This is a genomic window from Microlunatus endophyticus (assembly GCF_014646195.1).
Lineage (GTDB): Bacteria > Actinomycetota > Actinomycetes > Propionibacteriales > Propionibacteriaceae > Microlunatus > Microlunatus endophyticus.
Map to the genome: position 1 here is coordinate 77,263 of NZ_BMMZ01000013.1, position 23,962 is coordinate 101,224.

General features: G+C 67.9%; 25 protein-coding genes and 1 pseudogene. 10 read left to right on the plus strand and 16 right to left on the minus strand.

The window, feature by feature from the left end; genetic code table 11:
* Window positions 1-2: 2 nt before the first annotated feature.
* From IEY07_RS20350 to IEY07_RS20360, 3 genes are read right to left on the minus strand one after another with little or no spacing between them, the layout of a single operon-like run.
* A complete protein-coding gene (locus IEY07_RS20350) occupies window positions 3-818 on the minus strand; it encodes a purine-nucleoside phosphorylase (RefSeq protein WP_188897422.1) in 816 nt (271 codons plus the stop codon).
* A gap of 39 nt (window positions 819-857) precedes the next feature.
* A complete protein-coding gene (locus IEY07_RS20355; RefSeq protein WP_188897312.1) occupies window positions 858-1,484 on the minus strand; it encodes a universal stress protein in 627 nt (208 codons plus the stop codon).
* Window positions 1,485-1,491: 7 nt separating this feature from the next.
* A complete protein-coding gene (locus IEY07_RS20360) occupies window positions 1,492-2,937 on the minus strand; it encodes an MFS transporter (RefSeq protein ID WP_373288899.1) in 1,446 nt (481 codons plus the stop codon).
* Between the two features lie 90 nt (window positions 2,938-3,027).
* Between IEY07_RS20360 and IEY07_RS20365 the strand changes: the two genes are divergently transcribed.
* Entirely contained in the window at window positions 3,028-4,086 is a 1,059-nt protein-coding gene (locus IEY07_RS20365) for a carbohydrate kinase family protein (protein WP_188897314.1), read from the plus strand.
* Here the strand turns inward: IEY07_RS20365 and IEY07_RS20370 are convergent.
* Window positions 4,040-5,041 carry a DUF2891 family protein gene (locus IEY07_RS20370; protein WP_188897316.1) on the minus strand — a complete coding sequence of 334 codons (1,002 nt, stop codon included), beginning with the start codon at window positions 5,039-5,041 and terminating at the stop codon, window positions 4,040-4,042. The genes IEY07_RS20365 and IEY07_RS20370 overlap by 47 nt on opposite strands.
* Window positions 5,042-5,088: 47 nt before the next feature.
* On the opposite strand from IEY07_RS20370, the gene IEY07_RS20375 reads away from it, so the two are divergent.
* Window positions 5,089-6,480 (plus strand): NAD(P)H-quinone dehydrogenase, encoded by a 1,392-nt coding sequence (locus IEY07_RS20375; RefSeq protein ID WP_188897318.1) that lies wholly within the window; start codon window positions 5,089-5,091, stop codon window positions 6,478-6,480.
* Window positions 6,477-7,379, plus strand: coding sequence for an NAD-dependent protein deacetylase (locus tag IEY07_RS20380; RefSeq protein WP_229670404.1), 903 nt, complete (start codon window positions 6,477-6,479; stop codon window positions 7,377-7,379). Before IEY07_RS20375 ends, IEY07_RS20380 begins: the two co-directional genes overlap by 4 nt.
* Here IEY07_RS20380 and IEY07_RS24865 read toward each other — a convergent pair.
* From IEY07_RS24865 to IEY07_RS20395, 3 genes and pseudogenes are all read right to left on the minus strand, one after another.
* Window positions 7,380-7,739 (minus strand): annotated as a pseudogene (locus IEY07_RS24865) (nucleotidyl transferase AbiEii/AbiGii toxin family protein); the annotation flags it as partial.
* A 165-nt stretch (window positions 7,740-7,904) separates the two neighbouring features.
* Entirely contained in the window at window positions 7,905-8,390 is a 486-nt protein-coding gene (locus IEY07_RS20390) for a type IV toxin-antitoxin system AbiEi family antitoxin (protein ID WP_188897320.1), read from the minus strand.
* Window positions 8,391-8,584: 194 nt separating this feature from the next.
* Complete coding sequence (locus tag IEY07_RS20395) at window positions 8,585-9,415, minus strand: hypothetical protein (protein WP_188897322.1); 831 nt, start codon at window positions 9,413-9,415, stop codon at window positions 8,585-8,587.
* Between the two features lie 106 nt (window positions 9,416-9,521).
* Here IEY07_RS20395 and IEY07_RS24525 point away from each other — a divergent pair, with 106 nt between their 5' ends.
* Window positions 9,522-9,647: a hypothetical protein gene (locus IEY07_RS24525; protein WP_268239249.1), complete on the plus strand. Its 126-nt coding sequence runs from the start codon at window positions 9,522-9,524 to the stop codon at window positions 9,645-9,647.
* A 234-nt stretch (window positions 9,648-9,881) separates the two neighbouring features.
* Here the strand turns inward: IEY07_RS24525 and IEY07_RS20400 are convergent, their stop codons facing one another.
* The 6 genes from IEY07_RS20400 to IEY07_RS20425 all read right to left on the minus strand — a co-directional run bounded on the left by IEY07_RS20400 (window position 9,882) and on the right by IEY07_RS20425 (window position 15,888).
* Window positions 9,882-11,645, minus strand: a complete 1,764-nt coding sequence (locus tag IEY07_RS20400; protein ID WP_229670406.1) for an acetyl/propionyl/methylcrotonyl-CoA carboxylase subunit alpha — start codon at window positions 11,643-11,645, stop codon at window positions 9,882-9,884.
* A 47-nt stretch (window positions 11,646-11,692) separates the two neighbouring features.
* Window positions 11,693-12,241, minus strand: coding sequence for a GNAT family N-acetyltransferase (locus IEY07_RS20405; RefSeq protein ID WP_268239250.1), 549 nt, complete (start codon window positions 12,239-12,241; stop codon window positions 11,693-11,695).
* Window positions 12,242-12,291: 50 nt separating this feature from the next.
* Window positions 12,292-13,608, minus strand: coding sequence for a serpin family protein (locus IEY07_RS20410; protein ID WP_188897325.1), 1,317 nt, complete (start codon window positions 13,606-13,608; stop codon window positions 12,292-12,294).
* A 66-nt stretch (window positions 13,609-13,674) separates the two neighbouring features.
* Window positions 13,675-14,529 (minus strand): 5-oxoprolinase subunit C family protein, encoded by an 855-nt coding sequence (locus IEY07_RS20415; RefSeq protein WP_188897327.1) that lies wholly within the window; start codon window positions 14,527-14,529, stop codon window positions 13,675-13,677.
* Complete coding sequence (locus tag IEY07_RS20420) at window positions 14,526-15,158, minus strand: 5-oxoprolinase subunit B family protein (protein WP_188897329.1); 633 nt, start codon at window positions 15,156-15,158, stop codon at window positions 14,526-14,528. Before IEY07_RS20420 ends, IEY07_RS20415 begins: the two co-directional genes overlap by 4 nt.
* A gap of 7 nt (window positions 15,159-15,165) precedes the next feature.
* Window positions 15,166-15,888 (minus strand): LamB/YcsF family protein, encoded by a 723-nt coding sequence (locus tag IEY07_RS20425; protein WP_188897331.1) that lies wholly within the window; start codon window positions 15,886-15,888, stop codon window positions 15,166-15,168.
* 379 nt (window positions 15,889-16,267) lie between these two features.
* On the opposite strand from IEY07_RS20425, the gene IEY07_RS20430 reads away from it, so the two are divergent.
* Genes IEY07_RS20430 through IEY07_RS20455 form a run of 6 tightly spaced genes read left to right on the plus strand, consistent with a single transcriptional unit; the run spans window position 16,268 to window position 21,329 of the window.
* Window positions 16,268-16,837, plus strand: coding sequence for a DinB family protein (locus IEY07_RS20430; protein ID WP_188897333.1), 570 nt, complete (start codon window positions 16,268-16,270; stop codon window positions 16,835-16,837).
* Between the two features lies 1 nt (window position 16,838).
* Entirely contained in the window at window positions 16,839-18,026 is a 1,188-nt protein-coding gene (locus IEY07_RS20435; protein WP_188897334.1) for an acyl-CoA dehydrogenase family protein, read from the plus strand.
* Entirely contained in the window at window positions 18,023-19,564 is a 1,542-nt protein-coding gene (locus IEY07_RS20440) for an acyl-CoA carboxylase subunit beta (protein ID WP_188897337.1), read from the plus strand. Before IEY07_RS20435 ends, IEY07_RS20440 begins: the two co-directional genes overlap by 4 nt.
* Before the next feature lie 39 nt (window positions 19,565-19,603).
* Window positions 19,604-20,059, plus strand: coding sequence for a hypothetical protein (locus tag IEY07_RS20445; RefSeq protein ID WP_188897339.1), 456 nt, complete (start codon window positions 19,604-19,606; stop codon window positions 20,057-20,059).
* A gap of 27 nt (window positions 20,060-20,086) precedes the next feature.
* Window positions 20,087-20,959 carry an aminoglycoside phosphotransferase family protein gene (locus IEY07_RS20450; RefSeq protein ID WP_188897341.1) on the plus strand — a complete coding sequence of 291 codons (873 nt, stop codon included), beginning with the start codon at window positions 20,087-20,089 and terminating at the stop codon, window positions 20,957-20,959.
* 7 nt (window positions 20,960-20,966) lie between these two features.
* Window positions 20,967-21,329 carry a VOC family protein gene (locus IEY07_RS20455; protein WP_188897343.1) on the plus strand — a complete coding sequence of 121 codons (363 nt, stop codon included), beginning with the start codon at window positions 20,967-20,969 and terminating at the stop codon, window positions 21,327-21,329.
* On the opposite strand, the gene dprE2 is transcribed toward IEY07_RS20455, so the two are convergent.
* From dprE2 to IEY07_RS20470, 3 genes are all read right to left on the minus strand, one after another.
* A complete protein-coding gene (dprE2, locus tag IEY07_RS20460; RefSeq protein ID WP_188897345.1) occupies window positions 21,330-22,088 on the minus strand; it encodes a decaprenylphospho-beta-D-erythro-pentofuranosid-2-ulose 2-reductase in 759 nt (252 codons plus the stop codon).
* Window positions 22,089-22,150: 62 nt separating this feature from the next.
* Window positions 22,151-23,053 carry a decaprenyl-phosphate phosphoribosyltransferase gene (locus tag IEY07_RS20465; protein WP_188897347.1) on the minus strand — a complete coding sequence of 301 codons (903 nt, stop codon included), beginning with the start codon at window positions 23,051-23,053 and terminating at the stop codon, window positions 22,151-22,153.
* Between the two features lie 53 nt (window positions 23,054-23,106).
* A complete protein-coding gene (locus IEY07_RS20470; protein ID WP_188897348.1) occupies window positions 23,107-23,907 on the minus strand; it encodes a hypothetical protein in 801 nt (266 codons plus the stop codon).
* Window positions 23,908-23,962: the final 55 nt, after the last annotated feature.

Consider the following 23,962-nt stretch of genomic DNA (forward strand, 5'->3'; position numbering starts at 1 on the left):
CCTCACAGCACGCCCGCGAGCCGGGACAACAGATCGCGCAGGCGGGGCCCGGCGTCGAGTCCGGCCTGCACCACCTCGGCGTGGCTGAGCGGCTGGGGGGAGATGCCGGCAGCCAGGTTGGTGATCAACGAGATGCCCAGCACCTCCAGTCCCGCCTCGCGGGCGGCGATCGTCTCCAGCGCCGTCGACATGCCGACCAGGTCCGCGCCCAGAGCGCCCGCCATCCGCACCTCGGCCGGGGTCTCGTACTGCGGTCCGCGGAACTGGGCGTAGACGCCTTCGGTGAGCTCCGGGGCGACCGAACGGGCAAGATCACGAAGCCGCTTCGGATAGGCCTGTGTCATATCGATGAAGGTGGCGCCCCGCAGCGGCGACTGGCCGGTCAGGTTGAGATGGTCGCCGATCAGCACCGGGGTGCCGGGTCCACGCGTCGGATCCAGGCCGCCGCAGCCGTTGGTCAGCACCAGCACCGTCCCGCCGAGCGCTGCAAGCGTCCGGACGCCGTGCACGACCGCCTCGACGCCGCGTCCCTCGTAGAAGTGCGTCCGGCCGGTGAACAGCAGGGCCCGTTTGCCGGCCGGAGTCCGGACCAGGCGCAACATCCCACCGTGACCGGCAACGACAGGCCGGCTGAAGCCGGGCAATTCGGCCAGCGGCGCCTCGGCGAGCGTCTCGCCGATCGCGTCCACACCGGCACTCCAGCCGGAACCGAGCACAAAGCCGAGATCGACGGCATCGGTGCCGAGCCGGTCGCGTACGGCTTCGGCGGCCTCGGCGGCGGCGCGCAACGGGTCCCTGCTGACATCGCCCGTGGTCAGGTCAGTCACGCGCCACAGACTAGATCACGTCGGGTGCCGCTACTCGTCACTGCCAGGAGCGTCACTTCGGTGCAGGTCACTGACCGGCACGTCGCGTCCCTGCGCCGGTGGCCGGATGCCCGGCCTGCCGGCGATCGCGGCCGACTCCATGATCCCGCGGGCCAGCCACTTCCCGGCGGCGACCAGCGGGCTGTCCGGCGACTGGGAGATCCGCGGCGGCATCACCACGACCGGGCAGACGGCCTGGTAGACGAGCCGGTTCGCGAGCCCCGGCGAGTTACCGAAATCGGTCCGCCGAGGCGCGTCGATCACCAGCAGATCCGCCGCCTGCGACAGTGCGATCAGCACCGCCGACGGCGTGCCTTCGCGGATCTCGCAGTGGGCCCGATGGCCGGGGCCGAGGGTCTGGCTGACATCGTCGGCCAGGGCGGCCTCTGCATGGGTGCGTTCGGCGTCCACGTCGCGGGAGACCGCCGGCGGCCGGCCGGGCGCCGCCGGTGGACGAGACGGGCGCCAGGCGCGGACGGCCAGCAGATCCGCGTCGTATCGCTCGGCGGCGTCGGCCGCCCAGCGCAGTGCCACCGGCGAATGACTGGTCCGGCTGACGCCGACCACGATCAGCCGGCGGTCCTGTTCTGCACCTTGTTCCTCTGGTTGTGACGTCATGATCGCCTCACGCAGCGTTCGGCAGTGTGACCTTGGACAACGGGTCGGCCACGTCCTCCAGTGACTGGCCTTCGGCGTTGATTCCCAGCGCCAGCGCGACCACACCGCCGATGATCATCACGGCGGCGCCGATCAGGTAGCCGATCGTCAGCGGACCGCGGCTGCTGAAGTCGCCCATCAGCGCACCGTAGATGACCGGCGCGGTGGCGCCTGCCGCCTGGCCGATGCAGAAGAAGTACGAGATCGCCTGGCCGCGTACCTCCAGCGGGAAGATCTCGCTGACGGTCAGATACGCCGACGAGGCTCCTGCTGACGCGAAGAAGAACGACACGCACCAGAAGATCGTCTGGGTGGTCGCGTTCAGGAGCCCGGCCTGGAACAGGAACGCCGATACGGCCAGCACCAAACCGGAGATCAGATAGGTGGCGAAGATCATCTTTCTTCGGCCGATGGTGTCGAACAGATGGCCCAGCACCAGTGGTCCGGCCAGGTTGCCGATCGCGAAGGGGAAGAAGAAGTAGCCGACATTGGCCTCGCTGATGCCGTAGAAGCCCTTGAGCACATTGCCCTGCGAGAAGAAGATCGCGTTGTAGAGGAAGGACTGGGTGATCATCATCGTCAGGCCCAGGATGGTACGCCGGGGATACTGGCGGACGAAGATGTGCACCAGCTGGCCCAACGGCACCCGCGGGTAATCGATGACCGCCATCGCCTTCTCCTGCGGCACTGGCGGCAGTTGGACACCTCGACTTCGGACCCGGGCCTCGATCTCGTCGACCGTCCGGTCAGCTTCAGCCGCCCGGCCGTGGGTCAGCAGCCACCGCGGGCTCTCCGGGATCGAACGCCGCAAGTAGATGATGATCAGGCCGAGCACCGGGCCGATGAAGAAGCCGATCCGCCAGGCCCAGTTGGTGCTGAAGAGATTCTGGGTGGCGATCGTCGCCACCGCGCCGATGGCGGCGCCACCCCAGTAGGTGCCGTTGACGGCGATGTCGACGCGACCGCGATAGCGCGACGGGATCAACTCGTCGATCGCGGAGTTGATCGCCGTGTACTCGCCGCCGATGCCCATTCCGGCGATGAAGCGGAAGAGCCACAACATGGTGATGTTGAACGAGAATCCGGCCAAGCCGCTGCCGGCCAGGTAGATCGCCAGGGTCAGGATGAACAGGCGCTTCCGGCCGATCGAGTCGGTCATCCGGCCGAAGATCAAGGCTCCGAGCACCTGGCCGATCAGGTAGACGGTCGCGGTGAAGCCGACCTGCGACGCGCTCATGTGGAACGTGGTCGCGAAGCCGCCGGCGGAGACCAGCTGGATCTCCAGGCCGTCGAGGATCCAGCTCACCCCGAGGCCCATCACCACCGACCAATGGAATCTGGTCCAGGGCAGCCGGTCCATGCGGGCCGGCACCAGGCTGATGACCGGCGCCTGTTCCTGCGCACTTGCTGTCACGAACTGCCTCCCTCGGGTCGAACAAACCTCCAGGGCCCGGCGGCGGGTACTCCGTCGTCGCAGCACACCTTCTGGCAGCATATAGCGACTGTGAGCGACCAGGACCCTGTGACGCCGCCGGTGATCGACCTGTTGTTCACCGGCGCGATCTTCTGCGACCTGGTCTTCGCGGGCGTCACCAATCCCGAGGCGGGCACCGAAGTGTATGCCGACGGCTTCGCGATCTCACCCGGCGGCGCCGCCAATCCTGCCGTGGCGGCCGCCCGGCTGCGGCGGCGTACGGCGCTGTTGTCCGAGCTCGGCGACGACCTGCTCGGCAGCACCATCCGTGGATCCCTTGCCCGGGAGGACAATCTCGACCTCGGCTGGATCGCCGAACGGCACGGCTACCAGACGCCGGTCACTGCTGCTATGACCGGGCCGCATGATCGCCGGTTCGTCACCTATGCCGAGGACGAGTGCAACCTCGACTGGCCGGTCGGCGCGCCGACGGTCGGCGCGGCGCACGTCAGTGTGGACGGCAACCTGCGGCCCTGGGTCCGCCGGCTGCGCGATCAGGGGACGATGATCTACGGCGGGGTCGGCTGGGACGAGTCCGGACTGTGGAGCTCGGGGATCCTTGATCGACTCGAGCAGGTCGACGTGTTCGTACCCAATGATCTCGAGGCGATGAACTACACCCGCTGCGGCACGGCGGCCGATGCCGCCCGCAAGCTGGGCGAGTACGTGGAGCTTGCTGTGGTGACCCGGGGCCGCGACGGCGTGATCGCCTACCGACGTAGCACTGATGATCTTGTCGAGGTGCCGGCCGTCCCGACCCGGGCCGCCGATCCCACCGGCGCCGGCGACGTTTTCGTTGCGGCGTTGATGGCCAGCTACGACTACAACTGGGAATTGGACCAGCGGCTGCGGCTGGCCAATCTCTGTGCCGCGCTGTCGGTGCAGTCCCTGGGCGGCGCCCGCAGCGCGCCGACCCTGGAAGACCTGCGCCGTTACCTCGGCAGCAGCACCATCGCCGACCAGGGACTATTGGCCGATGGGCTGCCCGAGGGCGACGAGTTCATCCGTGTGGATTGGACGCCCGGGCCGGAGTGGCAGCCGATCATCGAGTGGCTGGATCAGCAGATTCCGCGAGCAGGGCGAAGCTGACCAGCCAGTGGGTCGACATGAAGTCGCCGCCGGAGATCTGTGAACCGGCGGCCGCCACCAGCCGGTCGGCAGCGACCCGCATCCGGTTGCCGCGCTCCGCGTCGACGAAGCGTGACAGCGAGCGGAGCAGCCAGGCCCGGGACAGGGCCAGACCGAACAGGTGGACCGATTGCCCGTCCTCGCGGTCGAGCACGACCGGAGTGTGCAGCAGGATGTCGCGAGGTGCGCCGAGTCCGGGCAGGAATCCGGCCAACCACGGACGGAAGTCTTCGTCGGGCAGCACCCGGCTCATCAGCTCCGCCTCGCAGAGCGCCGGGGACAGGAAGTCACTGCCGCTCGGCTCCCACCGGCTCGGGTAGTCGCGGTCGGCTCCGAACCAGGTCGTCGCGCGCTCGGTGATCAGCTCGGTGACGTCGGACCGGTCCAGGATCTCGTACGCATTCAGCGCCAGGGTGAGCGCGAAGGCGGTGTTGGAATGCACGCCGTGCCGGACCGGATAACTGAGCTTCGGCAGCCAGCCGACCAGGTTGGTCGCGATCACGTCGGCGATGGCCGCGGTCGCCGGCTGCCAGCGGACGGCCTCGGGGGTCCGGGAGGTTTCTACCGCTGCGGCCAGCATCGCCACCCAGGCCCAGCCGTACGGGCGCTCGTAACCCGGTCGGCTCCGCAGGTAGGCCGCCTCGACCTCCCCGTTCTCGGGTGTCAGTCGACCGCCGAGTTCGGCGACGAGCTGCTCGCGCAGGGCGGGATCGAGATCGTCCCGGGTCAGCAGGTTCACCGCCGACCACTGCATGTGGGCCGAGGAGTGCCAGTCGAAACTGCCGTGGAAGACCGGATGCAGCCGATCCGGGCGGACGTCGACATCCTCGGCCGAGCGCGAGGCGTGGCCGGTGGCGTACGGGTAGCGGGTGCCCAGGACCTGCAGGATCGTTCGGGCCCAGGAATCTGTGGTCACCCGCGTGAGTCTGCCGCACGGCCACTGACGTGGAACAATCGAGTGACGTGACGCATGTGGTGATCATCGGCGGCGGTCCGGGCGGCTACGAGGCAGCGCTGGTCGGCGCTCAACTGGGCGGCCGGGTGACGCTGATCGACAGCGAGGGCATCGGTGGTGCCAGCGTGCTCACCGACTGCGTACCGTCCAAGACACTGATCGCCACGGCCGAGGTGATGACCGAGGTCAAGGAGTCGGCCGAGCTGGGGATCCGGTTCGGTCCGGACAAGATCAGTGCCGATCTCGGCGCGGTCAACAAGCGGGTGCTGGCGCTGGCCTGTCAGCAGTCCGCCGACATCGCCGACCGGCTCCGGACCGCGGGCGTCGACCTCGTCGTGGGCTCCGGCCGGATGGACGGGCCCGAGCGGGTGATCGCCGAGACCGCCGACGGATTCCGCAGCTTCGACGCGGATGTGGTGCTGATCTCGACCGGCGCGCATCCGCGGGTGCTGCCCGATGCCGTACCGGACGGGGAGCGGATCCTCAGCTGGACCCAGTTGTACGAGTTGCCGGAGCTGCCGCAGCGGCTGATCGTGATCGGCTCGGGTGTCACCGGTGCGGAATTCGCCAGTGCCTATCACGCCCTCGGTGCCGAGGTCGTGCTGGTGTCGTCGCGGGACCGGGTGCTGCCGGGTGAGGATCCCGACGCGGCCCGGGTGCTGGAGGAGGTGCTGACCCGGCGGGGCATGCAGGTGATGGCCAAATCCCGGGCGGCAGCGGTGACCCGCGATCAGGACCAGGTTGTCGTCACACTGACCGACGGCCGCACGGTCACCGGATCCCATTGCCTGCTCGCGGTCGGCTCGATCCCCAACACCGAGGGACTCGGGCTGGAAAAGGCCGGCGTCCAGACCGACGACCGCGGTTTCATCACCGTCGACAAGGTGTCCCGGACGACCGCCCGCGGTGTCTACGCAGCCGGCGACTGTACCGGGGTGCTGATGCTGGCGTCCGTGGCGGCCATGCAGGGCCGGATCGCGATGTGGCACTCCCTCGGCGACGCCGTCTCCCCGCTGGATCTGGCGACGGTGTCGTCCAACGTCTTCACCGCACCGGAGATCGCCACCGTCGGCGTCAGCCAGCATCGGATCGATTCGGGGGAGTTCAATGCCGTCCCGGTGCTGCTGCCGCTGGAGGGCAACGCCCGGGCCAAGATGCAGGGTCTGCACGACGGCTTCGTCAAGATCTTCTGCCTGCCGATCACCGGCATCATCGTCGGCGGTGTCGTGGTCGCACCGCGGGCCAGCGAGTTGATCTTCCCGCTGGCCGTCGCCGTCGCCCAGCGGATCACCGTTGATCAACTGGCCAAGGACTTCACGGTCTACCCGTCGCTGTCCGGCTCGATCTCCGAGGCGGCACGCCAGCTGCACAGCCACGCGACGATGCCGACGGTCCCGTGAGAGCCACGAACCTTCGCTTCGGCGCCGACTGGGCCCCGAGCCGGCCCGATCTCCTGGCCCGCTCGCTGGATGATCAACTCGACGAGCTGACGACCTTGATCACCAGCCGGACCTGGACGGCTCTGACCGGGGCCGGGCTCTCCACCGACAGCGGGATCCCGGACTACCGCGGTCCGGAGTCGGCACGCGCGATGCCGATGCTCTACGGCGAGTTCGTCGGTTCGGCGCAGGCCCGACAACGCTACTGGGCCAGGAGTTTCCTGGGCTGGCAACGGATGCGGGTCGCCGATCCCAACGCGGGCCATCGGGCGCTTGTGCAACTGGAGGCGTACGGCTGCAACGGTGTGATCACTCAGAACGTCGACGGGCTGCACCATGACGCCGGCAGCGATCCGGTGATCGATCTGCACGGCCGGATCAGCGACGTCATCTGCCTGGACTGCGGACAGGTCACTGCGAGGGCCGATTACCAGCAGCGGCTGCTCGACCTGAATCCGGGAATCGCCACCAGTGAAGAGGATCTGCGGCACGCCGAGCTGCGGCCCGACGGCGACGCGGTCGTCGACGACTGGAGCGATTTCGTCGTCGCACGCTGCATGAACTGCGGGGGAGTGCTGAAACCGGACGTGATCTTCTTCGGCGAGAGTGTGCCGAAGGAGCGGGTGCAGCGCTGCTATCACCTGATCGATCAATCCGAGCTCTTGCTGGTCGCGGGGTCCTCGCTGGCGGTGATGAGCGGGCTGCGATTCGTTCGCCACGATGCCAAGGCAGGCAAGCCGGTGATCATCATCAACCGAGGCGCCACCCGCGGCGATGATCTTGCCACTCTCAAGATCGACGCCGGCACATCGGAGATCCTGACCGGACTGCTCGACCGGTTGCGGTCACCGATCGTCTGATCAGGGAGCTGTCTGTTCCGCCGCCAGACTCGACCAGGCATCGGTCACAGACCGGAAATCCTGGTCTGCGGTCGATCTGATGCGTTCCCGCTGTCCCAAGGAGTGGGTCCAGTCGGATTCGGAAGGCGGCGGCGGGAACTCGAGCCGAGAAGGCACATGACCGGTCGGGCCACAACTGCGGTAGAGATCAGCTGCCGTCGCTGTGAGGAATCCTGCTTCCTTCAACGCCCACAGACCGTACAGGTCGCGAGGGGTGTTCCGCTCCAGCCACGCGACCGTCTTGGAGACGACGAACGCCTCGGGCGTCAGCACAGACAGCCGGGCAGGCGGAGCGTCGGAATATCGTTGATCAAGAGTGAAGCCGACGGTGGGAAGCTCGGAGAGTCTGTTGCCCGCAAGAGCTGGACCTGCACGCTCACGCCGTCGTCAGATGATCGCGGATGACTTGGGATTCGGCGACACCGAAGACCCGACGGGTGTGCTCCAGGTCGTCGTACCTGAGTCCCGAATCGAACGCTGGGTGAGTCACGGCTCGTCACCAAGGGAGGCGACGAGCCGCTGCAGCGGCGCCGCACCGCGTTGCCGAGCTGCAAGCGCCCGGACCTCGGACAGGTCAACCCGATCCAGCAGGTCACGGCTGACTTCCCGAAGATCCTGCTGTGCAAGCAATCCATCGCCCGCGCGCCGGGCGAGATCGATCAAGATCTGTTCTTCGGTAGCGATCAATCCCCGTCCGATGCGATCGATCGGGGTGAGACGTGCGTCGAGATCGCGGACCGACCGCTTGACGAACCGTATGGTGCCTCCCCCGCTCAGGTCGATGGGGCGGTGCTGCCGCGGCACCGCAACAGTCGCGATGCCGACAGCGCGGGGCAGCAGTCCGAGCACTCTGGCGGCGCTTACGCCGTCAAGGATCGGAACCCGTGCGCCAAACACCGCGGTCGCAATCGCCAGACCGGCCGCTTCGATGGTGGGTGTCCAGCCGTCCGCCGCATCGTCCGGCGGAGCCATGTAGAAGCCCGGGGCCAGTTGTCGTACGAGACCCTGGCGTTCGAGCCGTGCCAACTCGGGCCGCGGTTGAGAGTAATAGCCCGCGAGGTCCTTCGGACGGACAGTGCGCAGGGTTGCGCGAGTGATCGGGGCCGGCAATCCTCCCTGCCGTGCGGCGCGCATGGGCTGACAAACTAGAGATACCGCAGCCTGCGTCAGTTGTCGCCGAATATGTCGCCGAACATGGTGCCGATGCCGTCGAAGGCGTCGCCGATCCCGTCGCCGATGCCCTCGAGCCCCTCGCCGACGCCTTCGCCGATCGCACCGATCCCGTTGCCCAGGCCGCTGAACAGGCCGCCCATCGAATTCATCCCGCCGAAGAGCAGACCGCCGACCATCATGCCGGTCACCATGTCCGAACCGCGCCAACTGGAGTAGTAGCCCTGGGCCCACGGGGCGTAGACCGGGCCGCCCTCCCAGTACGGCACCCGGCGGGCACCCATCTGGACGGTGCGGATGTATGGGTCGGCGCCCGCGGTGACCCGCTCGGCATCGGCAGCGCAGGCGGGCACCTCGCGGACCGATCCGCCGGGTGGCGCCCAGCGCACATTCTGCGTCGACGGTCCGTGGGCGGGATTGAAGAAGCACGGGGGCCGCTTCTGCGGCAACGGCTGGTTGGCGACGCGCGCCTTCACACAGGCGATCCCGTAGCGGCCGTCCTCAAGGATCTCGGTCACGTGCCGGATCTCCTCGGGCCGCCGGACCGCGGCGAGCGAGGTTTTGGCGTCCTCGTACGCGTCCAGCGCACGCTGGTAGTCCTGCTGCATAGCTTCGTCCAGCGGACGACCGGCGACATCGACGTCCAGTCGCTGCAACTCCTCGCCGAACTTGGTCACGTCCTCGTCGGCCGCGCGCTTGGACACCGACAGCTGGCTCTCCAACTCGGCCTGCCGCGCGGCCTCGCGCCGGTTGGCCTGCTTGCGGTTGTAGAGCAGGGCACTGCCACCAACCACGATCAGGACCAGCAGCAGGACGAACGATTCCATGAATTCCAGTGTGCCAACGCAATTCGCGGGACCCCGGCGCCGGACCGAGTATTTAAGTCTTTCTTGGCGTGGCGGGACGGATCGGCCGATGTGCGATCATCCGGCCATGGCGATCCCCGTGCTCCGGCCCATCACTGTCGAAGATCTCTCCCGGCTCAGCGGCGGTGACTCGCCCTTCGACGACTTCGGTCCGCACATGGTCCACGGACCGAGGCTCCGCCGCCGAGGCTGACCGAGCAGGGCGCTCTGGCCATCTGTGACTCCGTCACCTCAAAGCTGCTCGGCGACGTCAGCTGGATCTGGCAGCACTGGGGTCCCAATGCCGGCTCCCGCAATCCGATGATCGGGATCTGGCTGCGGCCGGAGGCCCGCGGACACGGTGTCGGCTCCGCCGCCCAGCGCAGCCTGGTCGACCTTTCTTCCGGCACACGACTGTGAACCGCATCGAGGCGGCGACCGACTTGCTCTAGTCGACGATCTCGCAGATCACCGAGCCGCTGGTCACGGTTGCCCCGACCTCGGCGGACAGTCCGCTGATCCTGCCGGCCCGGTGCGCCGACAGCGGCTGCTCCATCTTCATCGCCTCGAGGACGACGATCAGGTCACCCTCGGCGACCTGATCGCCGTCGGCGACAGCGATCTTGACGATGGTGCCCTGCATCGGCGAGGTCAGCGCGTTGCCGGAGACGGCGGCAGCAGCCGTACGCTCCCGGCGCGGTTTCCTGGCCCGCGCCGGAACTGCGGCCGCGGGACCGGCGGTCGCGCCCAGACCGGCCGGCAGCGCGACCTCGAACCGCTTGCCGTTGACCTCGATCACCACGGTCGTCTTCTCCACCGCCTCGGGGGCGTCGGCGAGCGGACCGTCGTACGGCGGGATCCGGTTGTCGAACTCGGTTTCGATCCAGCGGGTGTGCACCGCGAAATTGCCGTCGGCGGCGACGAAGGCGGGATCGGTCACCACAGCGCGGTGGAAAGGCAGCACCGTCGGCATCCCGGAGATCTGCAACTCGGCCAGCGCCCGCCGGCTCCGGGCGATCGCCTCGGCGCGGTCCGCACCGGTGACGATGATCTTGGCCACCAGCGAGTCGAAGCTGCCGGGAACGGTCATGCCGGCGCGGTAGCCCTCATCGACCCGGACGCCGGGACCGGAGGGCGGCTGCCAGGTCGTCAGGGTTCCCGGTGCCGGCAGGAAGTTGCGGCCGGCATCCTCGGCGTTGATCCGGAATTCGATCGAGTGCTTGGTGATCTCGGGATCGCCGATCGCCAGTTCCTCACCGTCGGCGACCCGGAACATCAGCCGCACGAGATCGAGCCCGGTGACCTCCTCCGAGACCGGGTGTTCGACCTGCAGCCGGGTGTTCACCTCCAGGAACGAGATCGTCCCGTCGACGCCGACCAGGAATTCACAGGTCCCGGCACCGACATAGCCGGCTTCGGTGAGGATCGCCTTCGACGCGGAGTAGAGGGTGTCCAGCTGCTCGGACGAGAGGAACGGCGCCGGCGCCTCCTCGACCAGCTTCTGGTTGCGCCGCTGCAGCGAGCAGTCCCGGGTCGAGATCACGATCACGTGGCCGTGCTGGTCGGCCAGACACTGGGTCTCGACGTGCCGCGGATGATCAAGGAACCGTTCCACGAAACACTCGCCGCGGCCGAAGGCGCTGACCGCCTCACGGACCGCGGACTCGTACAGCTCCGGGATCTCTTCGAGCGTCCGGGCGACCTTGAGCCCGCGGCCGCCGCCACCGAAGGCTGCCTTGATCGCGACCGGCAGCCCGTGCTCATTCGCGAAGGCGACCACCTCGGCGGCATCCTGGACCGGATCAGCGGTCCCGGGCACCAGCGGCGCGCCGACCTTCTGAGCGATGTGGCGGGCCTGCACCTTGTCGCCGAGAGCGTCGATGGCTGACGGCGGCGGTCCGATCCAGGTCAGCCCGGCCTCGATCACCGCCGCCGCGAAGGCCGCGTTCTCGGCGAGGAAGCCGTAGCCGGGATGGACGGCGTCGGCACCGCTGCGCCGTGCGACGTCGATGATCTTCGCGATGTCCAGATAGGTGTCAGCCGGGGTGCTGCCGCCGAGGGCGTACGCCTCATCGGCCAGCTGGACGAAGAGAGAATCGGCGTCCGGTTCGGCATAGACGGCGACACTGACCAGACCGGCGTCGGCTGCGGCGCGGATCACTCGGACGGCGATCTCGCCGCGATTGGCGACCAGGACCTTACTGATTCCCACGACTGACTCCCACTTCCGCGCTACCTTCCGTCGGACCTCACCGGAGTCTAGGAGACTGCCGAGCCCGGCCCGGACTCCCACTCTGAGCGGAGCAACCCCATGCGCAGGATGTCCTCGTAGCGTCCGCGTACCCAGGCATGCTCGCGCTGGCGACCTTCGACCACGAACCCGGCCTTCTGATAGGCGCGGATCGCGCCACGGTTCGACTCGATCACCTCCAGATGCACGCGGCGCAGGTTGCAGCGTACGAAGGCGAACTCGACGATCTGGGCGATTGCGGACGTACCGATGCCCCTGCCGCGGGCCTCGGCCGCCAGCGCGATTCCGACCTCGGCATGGCGCGCAAGCTGATCGAATCCGAAGAGCGAGACCGTACCGACCACAGCGGCATCAACGTCCACTGCGAACCGGACATTCGGGCCTGAGGCCTCGGCCTCGACGTCAGCGATCCTGGCTTCGTAGGCCGCTCGGGTCAGTGGGGCCGGCGAGGACGGGCCGCGCTCCTCCCAGGTGCTCAGCTCGGCAGCGATGCTGAACAACACGTCAGCGTCGGCTGGGGTGGGCGCGCGAAGCGTGACGGAAGGTGGGCCGGACACCCTGGAGACGTTACCGATCGGGTCGGACGGGCGCCAGCCGAATCGGGCCGTCAGGAGGCGGTCGGATCGGCCAGGTAGCCGACGAACAGCGGCACCTTGGTCGCCAGATCGTGGATGACGTACCAGAATGGACGATCCAGGGTGATCTCGATCGGTCTGGCACTCGACCCGGAACTGGCATCGAGCACGACGGCGGTAGCAGCGCTCGCCTCGGTGCCTTCCTCGTCGACACCGATGGTGCACTGGTGAGCGATGTCGGTGATCTTGAGCGGCTGCGGACTCATCAAGGAGAAGTCGGCACTGTCGCTGAAGGCCAACTCCATTCCACGCGACCGGAGAACCAGTTTCACATCGATCGTCGTGCGGTAGCTGAATTTCGGCATGGTGAGTATGACCTGTGCCGGCGCCAGCTGGCCGAGCATGCCGGGCAGCTCACGGACGAGCCGGTCACGGACGGCTGCCTCCCGCCCAGGGGCCGGCAGCATCACGGTCATCGCCAGTTGGTTGCCGAGATAGGGGATCCGGACCACGGTGCCGAGCATCGTCTTTGCGGTGCCGGAGTCCATCGAGATGCGCATCATGTCGGCCGGTACAACGGAGTCGTGACGGTGGAACGGCCGTCTGCCGGCCGCCGCGAACTTCTCGAGCCACGGCGCCGCCAGGTAGAGCGCATTGACCAGGACGAGCCGGGTGTCGCCGGTGATCATCCCGTCGGGCAGCAGCTTGGTGATCTTGTCGTTGGTCTGATCGGCCACCCAGTCGTTGATGCGCCGCTGTGCGTCGGCGGGCTTGTGCTGGAAGTCGGCCAGCGCCATTCCGGTGCCGTAATATCGCGCCACTGCCGCCAGGAACGGCCGGCGCCAGGCGTTGGGGTCCTTGCTGAAGGTCTGGTCGCCGAACAGCTGGTTGGCGATGCGCAACGCGACCTTGCCCGTTCGCGAGCTCGTCTGCTGCTTGCCGGAGCGCTCGGCGAGCAGTTGGGATGTGGTGTTGAGCCCCTGGTTCAAACCGGCGAGATCGCCGAAGCGGAGCGCCTTATCCATTTCCGCGGCGGTCCTCCCTGCGGCGCCGTTGCGGGTCATGGCCAGCGCCAGCCACAGCGACAGCGGTGAACACAGGAAATTGTTGTGACTGCCGGCCTGGGCCTGGGAACTGATCTCGGCCCCGAACCGGGTCAGGGAGTCGACAGTCGCTGCAGTCGGCATGGCATCGGGTCGGTTGCGGTCCACGTTCGCCCGCACCATGTCGCTCGTGATCGGATCCCGGCCGCAGCCGGCCAGGAACGGGCTACCGACGAGCCCTCCGAGGGCCGCGGCCAGCACGACTCGGCGCGGCAGCAGTGCCGGCCTCGGAGCCGAGGTGATCACATTCACAGTGAACTCGCTGCCGAGCTCGCTGTCCGCGCACCGCCGCAGATCGAGCGAAGATCGTGATCATCGCTCGCTCCAGCGGAGCCGCAAGCCGTCACCTGGCCGCAGTTGCGCCACCCGATCGCAGTCGGCGTCCGGTACGACGCCGATCACCGGATAGCCGCCGGTCACCGGGTGATTGGAGCCGAAGACGATCGGCAGGCCGGACGGTGGCACCTGGACGGCGCCGCGGACCAGTCCCTCGCTCGGCAGTTCGTCGGTGATCCGACGCCGGAGCGGTTCACCGTCGAGCCGCACGCCGGTCCGGTCGACATCACTGCCGACCCGCCACAGCTGCGTTCCGAGCGAGTCCAGCGCGGCATCGGTGAACCAATCGGTTCGCGGTCCCGGCAGCAGCCTGACCCGTAACGGCCGCTCCGCTGGGCGCGCCGGCAGCACATCGATCCCGGGCTGCGGGAGTGTGCTGCGACCGACCGGAAGCTGGTCCCCGGGACGGAGCGCGGCCGGACCGAGGCCCGCCAGCAGGTCGGCCGACCGGCTGCCCAGGACCGCCGGTACCTCGATCCCGCCGCGCACCGCCAGATAGTTGCGCAGCCCGTTCCGAGGGGCCTGGACCTCCAACCGGTCCCCGGCCCGCAGGTAGACCGGCTGGTGCGAGGCGTCGGGCCGGTCGTTGATCGACAGAGTGGTGGGTGCGCCGGCTACAGCGATCCACATCGGCCGTCCGGCCGCGACCAGCAGGCCGCCCAGCAGGATCTCGATCGCGGCGACGTCCTCGGGATTGCCGACCAGCCGGTTCGCGGTCCGCAGGCCGCTGCGGTCGGCGGCACCGGAGGGCGAGACGCCCAGGTCCTCGTAGCCGGCCCGGCCGAGATCCTCGATCAGTGCCAGTGGTCCGGTGCGTTCGACGATGATCATGGCGTCAGTCGGCGGAACTGCACCCGGGTGCCGGGCGACAGCAGCGCCGGCGGATCGGCCGTCACGTCGAAGAGTCGTACGTCGGTGCTGCCGATCAACTGCCAGCCGCCCGGACTCGCGGTCGGATAGATCGCAGACCAGTTGTCGGCGATGGCCACCGCACCGGCGGGCACCCGGGTCCGCGGCGTTGATCTTCGGGGCACTCGGAGCTCGGGTCCGGTCGGCGCCAGATACCCGAACCCTGGTGCGAAGCCGCAGAACGCGACCACCCACTGCTGCCCGGTGTGGTGCGTGATCAACTCCTCGGTGCTGAGGCCCAGGCCATCAGCGACCTCGGCAAGATCCGCACCGTCGTAGCGGACGTCGATGGTGACAGCCTCGGCGGCGCGGGCGCGCAGCGGTTCCGGCTCGATCGTGATCATGGTTCGGGCGAGCTCGGCCGGCAGCGGGGCGGTGAGCCGGAGCAGCAGCGTACGGGCTCCGGGAACGACGCCGGCGATCTCCGGGCGCCGCTGGACCGACAGCCACTGCGCCATCCGCTGGCTGTCGTCAAGGTCCTGACACTCCAGTAGCCGGGCAGATTCGCCGTACGGGAGCAGCCTCCTGGTTACCACCTGATCATGGGGCATCAGCTGATCATGAGACGAAGGGGGCGATCTCGATGCCGGCCTCGGTGAGCGCCGTACGAACCGTGCGGGCCATGGTGACCGCGCCGGGGGAGTCGCCGTGGGTGCAGAAGGACTCCGCGACCTGGTCCCGCGCGGCCTGGATGGCACGCTCGGCGGCGACCTGCGGATCGTGGATCAACGCGTCCGGCAGCCGGCGATCGACCAAGCGGTGTTCGGGCGTGTAGTTGCGGTCGATGAAGTACTCGGTGACGGTCCGGATCCCGTTGTCCTGGGCGATCTCGAGCACCCGCGAGCCCGGCAGTCCGAGCAGCGGCAGCGGCTCCGGGTAGCCCAGGAGTGCGTCGACCACCGCTCGGGCCTGCTTCTCGTGGTCGACGATCGTGTTGTAGAGCGCGCCGTGCGGCTTGAGATAGGCGACCCGGCCGCCGACACTGCGCGCCAGCGCGTCCAGCGCGCCGATCTGATAGATGATCTCCGCGGTCAACTCGGCGGGGTCGACGTCGACGAAACGGCGCCCGAAGCCGGCCAGGTCGCGATAGCCGACCTGGGCGCCGATCACCACGTTGCGAGCCACCGCTTCACGACAGGTGGCCAGCAGGGTTGCCGGGTCACCCGCATGGAATCCGGTGGCCACATTCGCACTGGTGATCAACTCCAGCATGGCCGGGTCGTCACCGAGTTGCCAGCGGCCGAAGGATTCACCCAGATCGGCGTTGAGGTCGATGCTCACCGGATCAGGATAGGGGCCGCCATGGGGGCAGAATAGACGTGGGGCTCGTCCAAGTATGAGTTGGACGAGCCCCACTGACGGCCAGGTTGATGACGCATCCGGCCTCACCGATGCTCCTGCGATCACCCCGGCTCGTCATCACCGGGCGGCGAGCCGAAACCCGCCGGATGGATCGTGGTCTTCATCAGATCCCGCATCCCTTGCGGGGTGCGTGACTGAATTTCTACTCGCACTCCTGGCTTGAACGCAACCCCAATGGACAAAGAAAATCCGGGAAATTCTGTATGCACTGACGCGTCCACAACACCCGTCCCGTCGTCCACCGAAACGCGTTGTTTGTGCACAGGTGAAGCACTCGGCCTGGGGATACTCTGTGCCCATGGAGCAGTCTCTGCCGGAGCATCCCGTGTCCGCCCAGCCCGTGCCTGATACCAAGGACTGGACTTGGACGATCCGGATGCGCTGCCCGGACTGCGGCTTGGCGGCCGGCACGCTCGACGTTCTTGAGATCGCCGACCGGCTGGAGGCTGCAGCGGTCGAGTGGGTCCAGATCCTGACACAGAATCCGGCAGCCGATCGCCGCCCCGAACCACGGGTCTGGTCGCCGTTGGAGTACGGCGCGCATGTGCGGGATCTGATCGAGCTGTACGACGCACGGCTGGTGTTGATGCTGGTCGAGAACGATCCGGCGTTCGCGAACTGGGACCAGGACGAGACGGCGATCGCCTCCGACTACCTCAGCCTCGATCCCGACCAGGTGGCCGCCGAGATCGCCGGTTTCAGCCAGACCCTGGTGGCAAGGATCCGAGCGCTGGAGGAGTCCCAGCTGGAGCGCCGAGGATTCCGCTCCGACGGTGCCGAATTCACCGTCCGTAGTTTCCTCCAATACTTCCTGCACGATGTCATCCATCATCTGTGGGACGTCACCGGCCAGACCGCAGAGGCCTGAGATGGCCGAGGAATCCAGTGTGGCCGACAAGGAACACCAGGACTTCCGCACGGTGATGGCCGACTTCGCGGCCGCCGAGGTGGCGCCGTACGCCGCCGGCTGGGACGCCGAGCACCGATTCCCGTCCGAGGCGGTCGGCAAGCTGGGCGAGCTCGGGGTCTTCGGCCTGCACGCGCCCGAGGAATACGGCGGTGCCGGAGACTTCACCAGCCTGTGCATCGCGATCGAGGAGATCGGCCGGGTCGACCAGTCGCTGGGCATCACCGTCGAGGCCGCCGTCGGGCTGGGCATCAACCCGATCGCGACCTTCGGGACACCGGAGCAGAAACAGCGCTGGCTGCCCGATCTGGTGGCGGGCACAGCGCTGGCCGGCTTCGGGCTGACCGAACCCGAGAACGGTTCGGATGCCGGGGCGACCAGGACCAGGGCGGAGCTGGTCGGCGACCAGTGGGTGATCACCGGCGCCAAGCAGTTCATCACCAACTCCGGCACCGACCGGACCTCGCTGGTCACCGTCACCGCACGGACCGGCACCCGGCCGGACGGACGCGCGGAGATCTCGGCGATCATCGTGCCCACCGGCACACGGGGCTTCACCGTCGAGCCGGCCTACGACAAGCTCGGCTGGCATTCCTCCGATACCCACCCGCTGACCTTCACCGATGCCGCGGTGCCCGCTGATCATCTGCTCGGCGAGCGCGGCCGCGGATATGCCCAATTCCTGGCGATCCTTGACGACGGACGGGTCGCGATCGCCGCGTTGGCGCTGGGTTGCATCCGCGCCTGTCGTGATCTTGGGTTGCAGTACGCCGGTGAGCGCACGGCATTCGGTGTCCCGATCGGGAGCAAACAGGCGGTCGCCTTCCAGCTCGCTGATCTTGACGTGATGGCTCACACCGCGGATCTGCTGGTCTACTCCGCGGCCGCGATGCGCGACGCGATCGACCGGGGCACGGGCCCGGGACTGAAGGCGTACAAGCGGGCCGCGTCGATCGCCAAACTGCAGGCAACCGAGTACGCCGTCACCGCGACCCGGATCGCCGCCCAGATCTTCGGGGGCTACGGCTTCATGGAGGAGTACCCGATCACCCGCTTCTATCGGGACGCCAAGATCCTCGAGATCGGCGAGGGAACATCGGAGGTGCAGCGACTGCTGATCGCGCGCGGACTCGGGCTGGACGTCGAGTGAGCTCCGATCACGCGGCCGATCGCGCGACCGAGCTCGCCGCTGCCCGGGATGCGACCCTGGCGCCGACCGAACGGGCCGCGGCGAAGCTGAAGAGCCAGCACAAGCTCTACGTCCGGGACCGGATCAACCTGCTCTTCGACGCCGGCACCTTCGTCGAGGACGGTCAGCTCGCCAACGCCCAGGCAGCCGGACTGCCCGCCGACGGCGTGGTCACCGGCCGCGGCCTGGTCGACGGCCGCCCGGCCCTGGTGGTCGCCAACGACCCGGGTGTCAAAGCCGGCTCCTGGGGAGCCCGGACGGTGGAGAAGATCATCCGGATCACCGAGATCGCGCTGGCCGACGAGTTGCCGATCTTCTGGTTCGTCGATTCCGCCGGCGCCCGGATCACCGATCAGGTCGACCTCTTCCCCGGCCGCCGCGGCGCCGGTCGGATCTTCCACAACCAGGTCGCGCTGTCCGGCAAGGTGCCGCAGATCTGCTGCCTCTTCGGCCCCAGCGCCGCCGGTGGTGCCTACATCCCTGCCTTCTGCGATCTGGTGATCATGGTCGAAGGCAATGCGTCGATGTATCTGGGATCGCCGCGGATGGCCGAGATGGTGGTGGGGGAGAGGGTCAGCCTGGAGGAGATGGGCGGTGCTCGGATGCACGCCACCGTCTCCGGCTGCGGTGATCAACTCGCGGCCGACGACGAGGATGCGATCGAGCAGGCCAAGGACTTCTTCGGCTATCTGCCCGGTAGCTGGCGGTCGCTTCCGCCGGCCCGCGAGGCGACCGAGCCGGCGCGCGAGTTCACCGATGAGCTTGTCCCGGCCGACGAGGCCCGCGGTTACGACATCCGGCGGGTGATCGAGGCGATCATCGACGCGGACAGCTTCTTCGAGACCAAACCGCTCTTCGCACCGGAGCTGGTGACCGGATTCGCCAGCCTGGCAGGAAATCCGGTCGGGGTCGTTGCCAACCAGCCTGCCGTCAAGGGCGGAGTGCTGTTCGTCGACTCCGCCGACAAGGCCGCCCGGTTCATCTGGCTCTGCGATGCGTTCAACATGCCGCTGCTCTATCTCGCCGACGTCCCCGGCTTCATGATCGGCAGCGAGGTCGAGCGGATGGGAATCATTCGCCACGGCGCCAAGATGATCACCGCCGTGGCGGAGGCGACAGTGCCGGCAGTGTCACTGATCGTCCGCAAGGCGTACGGCGCCGGTCTCTACGCGATGGCAGGACCCGGCTTCAAACCCGATGCCTGTCTGGCGCTCCCCACCGCGAAGATCGCCGTCATGGGACCGGAGGCGGCGATCAACGCGGTGTATGCCAATCGGATCGCCGAGATCACCGACGCGGACGAACGGGCGGCGTACGTCTCCGGCCTGCAGACCGAATACGAGACCGACATCGACATCCTCCGGCTGGCTTCGGATCTGATCATCGACGGCATCATCGAGCCGCGGGACGTCCGTCGCGAACTGATCGCACGCTTCGCGGCGGCGGCGACCAAGGACCGGACCTTCTCGATCAAGAGACACGGAGTGCCGCCGGTCTGATCGACCCAAGGTGAGCTTGTGGTCGGTTAGGGTGCCAGCATGTCCAAACGTTCCGTACGTCGGGTCCTGGCCATCCCGGTCGCGCTGACGGCTGTGCTGGCACTGATCGTCAACACGTCCGCTCCCGCGCACGCGGGTACCGGTTGGACGACGCTCTACGAGACCGTCCGCCACGTCAAGGGCCAGGCCTGCCGGACCGGATACTACGACTCGTTCTCCCAATATCGCCGAGTGGTCCGGTTCCGTGGTGACCTGCGACAGGCGAGTGTCGGCGGGCGGATCCAGCCGCGTGTCTGGGAGCCGACCAACGACTACCGCTGGACCGCGCCGGTGTCCGGTCTGCACTGGGTCAGCAAAGGCACCTACGACCACAACCCGAGCGTCTACTGGACCCGGGCACCCGAACTCCGGGTCAGCCTGCGCACTCGGACCAAATTCGGGGTGAGCAACTGGTCGAGATGGGCCTGGTGGAGCGGCCTGGCCTGGTGCCCGTAACGATCCCAGACGATCTAGCCTGGCTCCATGCGGATGCCGGCAGCCGAGGTCGAGGTCACGGCCGAGTTGGTGACAGCGCTGATCCGGCAACAGCATCTCGATCTGCTCGACGAGTTGTCGCTGGTCGCCAACGGCTGGGACAACGTGATCTACCGGCTCGGCCGGACGCGTACGGTACGGCTGCCGCGCCGGCAGCTGGTGGCGGAGTTGATCATCAAGGAACAGCGCTGGCTGCCGGAGTTGGCGCCCCGGCTGCCGCTGTCGATCCCGGTTCCCGAGCGTGCCGGACGGCCCGGACCGGGATTCGACTGGCCGTGGTCGATCGGTCCCTGGTTCGACGGCGATCCGCTATCCGGCATCCCGGTCAGCGAGCGCACCCGCTATGCGGCCGACCTGGCAGCCTTCTTCGCGGCCCTGCACCGACCGGCACCGCCGGACGCACCCGTGAACCCGGTCCGGGGGATTCCGCTGGCGCAGCGTGCGGAGCTGGTGGCGCAGCAGTTCGCGATCGTGGACCCGCCCGGCCGACTGCGTACGCTGTGGGACGAGTTGGTCACGACGCGGGAACTGACCGGCCCGCCGGTCTGGGTGCACGGCGATCCGCATCCCGCCAACCTGCTGATCAAGGACGGCCGACTGGCGGCGGTGATCGACTTCGGTGATCTGACCGCTGGTGACCCGGCCACCGATCTGGCCGTCGGCTGGCTCGCCTTCGATCCCGTCGGGCGCAGCAGATTCCGTGATCACTACGTCCGGATCGCCGGCGACGATGCTGATCTCTGGCGCCGCGCCCGCGGTTGGGCGCTCAGCCTCGGCCTTTCGCTGCTGGCCAATTCGGACGACAATCCAGTCCTAGCGGCGGTCGGACGGCATGCGGTCGACCAGGTCATCCAGGAGTGAGACAGACGTGCAACCGACTCACATCATCGCGAATCTCTCGGTCCCCGACCTTGACCGGGCCAGGGACTTCTATCAGGGCTATCTGGGTCTGACCCCCGACGACATGGGTCTGGACTGGGTGACCCGGTTCCGATTGCCGGGAGGCAGTTCGGCGATCCAGCTCGTCACCCGGGACGCGACGGCTCCGGTCGATTCGGTGCTGTCCGTGGCGGTCGGTGATCAGGTGCAGGAGGCGTACGAGGAGGCGGTCCGGCGCGGCTATGAGATCGTGCATCCGCTGACGACTGAGGCGTGGGGTCCGCAGCGGTTCTTCGTCCGGGCACCCGACGGCAACGTGATCAACATCGTCGGGCACAAGGACCCGGGTTAGTCAGATCGGCAGCCGCCGGAAGAGCGGCCGCGGCACGTGCCGCAGTCCGGACATCACGACCCGCATCGGCGCCGGCACCCAGATGAGCTCCTTGCGATCGCGGACCGCCGCGATCGTCGCGTCGGCGACCTGCTCGGGCGTCACCGCCAGCGGAGCCTCGTCCATGCCGGTCGTCATCTTGGACCGGACGAATCCCGGCCGGACCACGAGCACCCGGCCGCCGAAGGCCTTGAGCGCCTCGCCGAGCCCCGAGTAGAAGCCGTCGAAACCGGCTTTGGTAGAGCCGTAGACGAAGTTGGAACGGCGCACCCGCTCGCCGGCCACACTGGACAAGGCGATGACCTGGCCGTAACCCTGGCCGCGGAGCCGTTCTGCCAGTAGGGCACCCAGATGGACCGGGGCGGTGTAGTTGATCTCCGCCATGGCAAGAGCGGCGTCCGGGTCGGTCCAGGCCGCTTCGGCGTCACCCAGGATTCCGAACGCCACCACCGTGCAGTCGATGTCGCCGGCGTCGAAGGCCTGCTCGATCACCCGCCTGCGGCTCTCGGCGTCGGTCGCCTCGAAATCCAGTTCGGTGACCGTGCAACCGGCCTGCTGCAGGTCGGCTGCCGCAGTCGTACGCCGATCGCCCGGACGGGCGGCCAACAGCACCTTCAGCCCGGGGCGGGCGGCAGCGTACCGGCGGGCGATCGCCAGCGCGATGTCGGACGTGCCGCCGAGCAGTAACAGCGACTGCGGGACACCGAGTGCGTCGATCATGGTTCTCCCTGCTGACTCGTGGTTTCGTCGGGCTACGTTTCGTCGGGCTACGTTTCGTCGGGCTACCGGGACTGGGGACCGAAGACTGCGATGCAGATCACGATCAGCCAGAGCAGTCCGAAGGCTTGCAGGACGCGATCGCGGAGCACCACGTCCTCCGGTTCACCGGCTTCACCGATGTCGATCTCCCGGGCATATTGCAGCAGTCCGAGACTGAAGGGGGCAATCGAGATCGCTGTCCAACCGACGCCCCACGGGCCGCGCTGGATGTTGTCGAAGGCCCACAGGCTGTAACTGATCAGGACCATCGCGGCGCCGAGCATCCAGGTGAAGCGCAGATAGGTGTCGGTGTAGCTGGCCAGTGACTTGCGGGTCCCCGCGTCGGCTCCCAGTGACAGCATCTCGGAGTAGCGCTTTCCGGCGACCATGAACAGCGAGCCGAAGGAGGCAACCAACAGGAACCATTGGCTGAGCGGAATGTGCCCGGCCACACCGCCGGCGATGGCCCGCAGCAGGAACCCGCTGGAGACGACTGCCAAGTCGATCACCGGCTGATGCTTCAGGAAGACCGAGTAGCCGATCTGCAGCACCAGATAGACCAGCAGTGTCGCGCCGAGCGGAGGCGAGGTCCAGAATCCGATGATCAGCCCGACGGCACCGATGATCGCCGCCTCGATCCAGGCCGTTCGGATCGACAACTGGCCGGCCGGAACCGGCCGGAACCGCTTACGCGGATGTAGCCGATCTTCCTCGACATCGCGGATGTCGTTGATCAGGTAGACGCAGCCGCTGATCAGGCAGAAAGCGATGAAGGCGAGTGCGGCCGACCGAAGGATCGCCGGCTGGAACAGCTGGCCGGCCGCCAGCGGAGCGGACAGCACCAGGACGTTCTTGATCCACTGGCGGGGGCGGACAGCACGGATCGCTGCCGGTACCCGGCTCGGCTGGCGGACCTGTTCAGACATAACGACCCGAGGGTAGCCGTACGGGCCTGTGGATAACTCTCCGACACCGTCTCTCAGGCTGGATTGGACGGTACCCGGCCCGGCTTGGTCGCCATAGCCGCCAGAATCGCCGTCACGACGGCGGCGATCGCCAGGAGCGACTCGATGACGTACACGCTGATGACCGCCGCGGGGACGTTGTAGCTCGGGTTCCTGATCGTGGACCAGACCAGGACCAGGGCGAGCACCGCGAGGACTCCGGCGCCGGCCCAGACAGCGGCCCTGGTGAGCCGCATCGCCAACCAGACACCGACCACGGTGCAGGCGGCAAGGACCAGATTCTCGGCGTCGTAGAGGAAGAGGCTCGACCCGGCCGGCACCCAGCTGTCGACGATCGCGGCCAGCTCCGCGACCAGCGCTGCGAGCGTGACAGCGCCGAGGCCCAGCAGCGGCAACGACTGGCCGGCGCTGCCGCGGGACACCAGGAAGGCGAGGACGACCGTGACGCTGGCCAGGAGCAGGGCGACCAACCGCAGCACGCTCGCTGCCAGCAGTTCGGGACGGGCACCGCCGATCGCCTGCACGATCACCATGATCAGCACGATCAGTAGTTCGATCGCGATCGCGATGGCCGCGATCGTCCGCAGCAGGTCGGCGTGTCGTCGGACGCCCAGGCCGGATGCGCCGGCGACCACCGTCAGCACCGCGGCGGTGAGCCAGTTCGCCGCAAGCCAGAAGATGTTGTCGGTGGTGAACGAGAACGGGTTGGGGTTGATGTGGCCGACCAGCGGAACGATCGCCGCCGCGACCACGACGACGAGCACTCGCGCCAGCAGGGTCAGCAACGGCCACAAGGAACTGGTGTGCGGGTTCATTGATGACTCCTCGTCGTCAACGACATCGATGGGCGGGGACCAGGGCGGCAGCGTA

What these genes read in the sequence shown, in the direction of transcription:
- IEY07_RS20445 (WP_188897339.1), top strand. Translation starts at nt 19,604, where the DNA reads ATGTCCAAACGTTCCGTACGTCGGGTCCTGGCCATCCCGGTCGCGCTG.
- IEY07_RS20430 (WP_188897333.1), top strand. Translation starts at nt 16,268, where the DNA reads ATGGAGCAGTCTCTGCCGGAGCATCCCGTGTCCGCCCAGCCCGTGCCT.
- IEY07_RS20355 (WP_188897312.1), bottom strand. Translation starts at nt 1,484, where the DNA reads ATGACGTCACAACCAGAGGAACAAGGTGCAGAACAGGACCGCCGGCTG.
- dprE2 (WP_188897345.1), bottom strand. Translation starts at nt 22,088, where the DNA reads ATGATCGACGCACTCGGTGTCCCGCAGTCGCTGTTACTGCTCGGCGGC.
- IEY07_RS20395 (WP_188897322.1), bottom strand. Translation starts at nt 9,415, where the DNA reads ATGGAATCGTTCGTCCTGCTGCTGGTCCTGATCGTGGTTGGTGGCAGT.
- IEY07_RS20420 (WP_188897329.1), bottom strand. Translation starts at nt 15,158, where the DNA reads ATGCCCCATGATCAGGTGGTAACCAGGAGGCTGCTCCCGTACGGCGAA.
- IEY07_RS20450 (WP_188897341.1), top strand. Translation starts at nt 20,087, where the DNA reads ATGCGGATGCCGGCAGCCGAGGTCGAGGTCACGGCCGAGTTGGTGACA.
- IEY07_RS20465 (WP_188897347.1), bottom strand. Translation starts at nt 23,053, where the DNA reads ATGTCTGAACAGGTCCGCCAGCCGAGCCGGGTACCGGCAGCGATCCGT.
- IEY07_RS20435 (WP_188897334.1), top strand. Translation starts at nt 16,839, where the DNA reads ATGGCCGAGGAATCCAGTGTGGCCGACAAGGAACACCAGGACTTCCGC.
- IEY07_RS20415 (WP_188897327.1), bottom strand. Translation starts at nt 14,529, where the DNA reads ATGATCATCGTCGAACGCACCGGACCACTGGCACTGATCGAGGATCTC.
- IEY07_RS20470 (WP_188897348.1), bottom strand. Translation starts at nt 23,907, where the DNA reads ATGAACCCGCACACCAGTTCCTTGTGGCCGTTGCTGACCCTGCTGGCG.
- IEY07_RS20390 (WP_188897320.1), bottom strand. Translation starts at nt 8,390, where the DNA reads ATGGCTCCGCCGGACGATGCGGCGGACGGCTGGACACCCACCATCGAA.
- IEY07_RS24525 (WP_268239249.1), top strand. Translation starts at nt 9,522, where the DNA reads ATGGCGATCCCCGTGCTCCGGCCCATCACTGTCGAAGATCTCTCCCGG.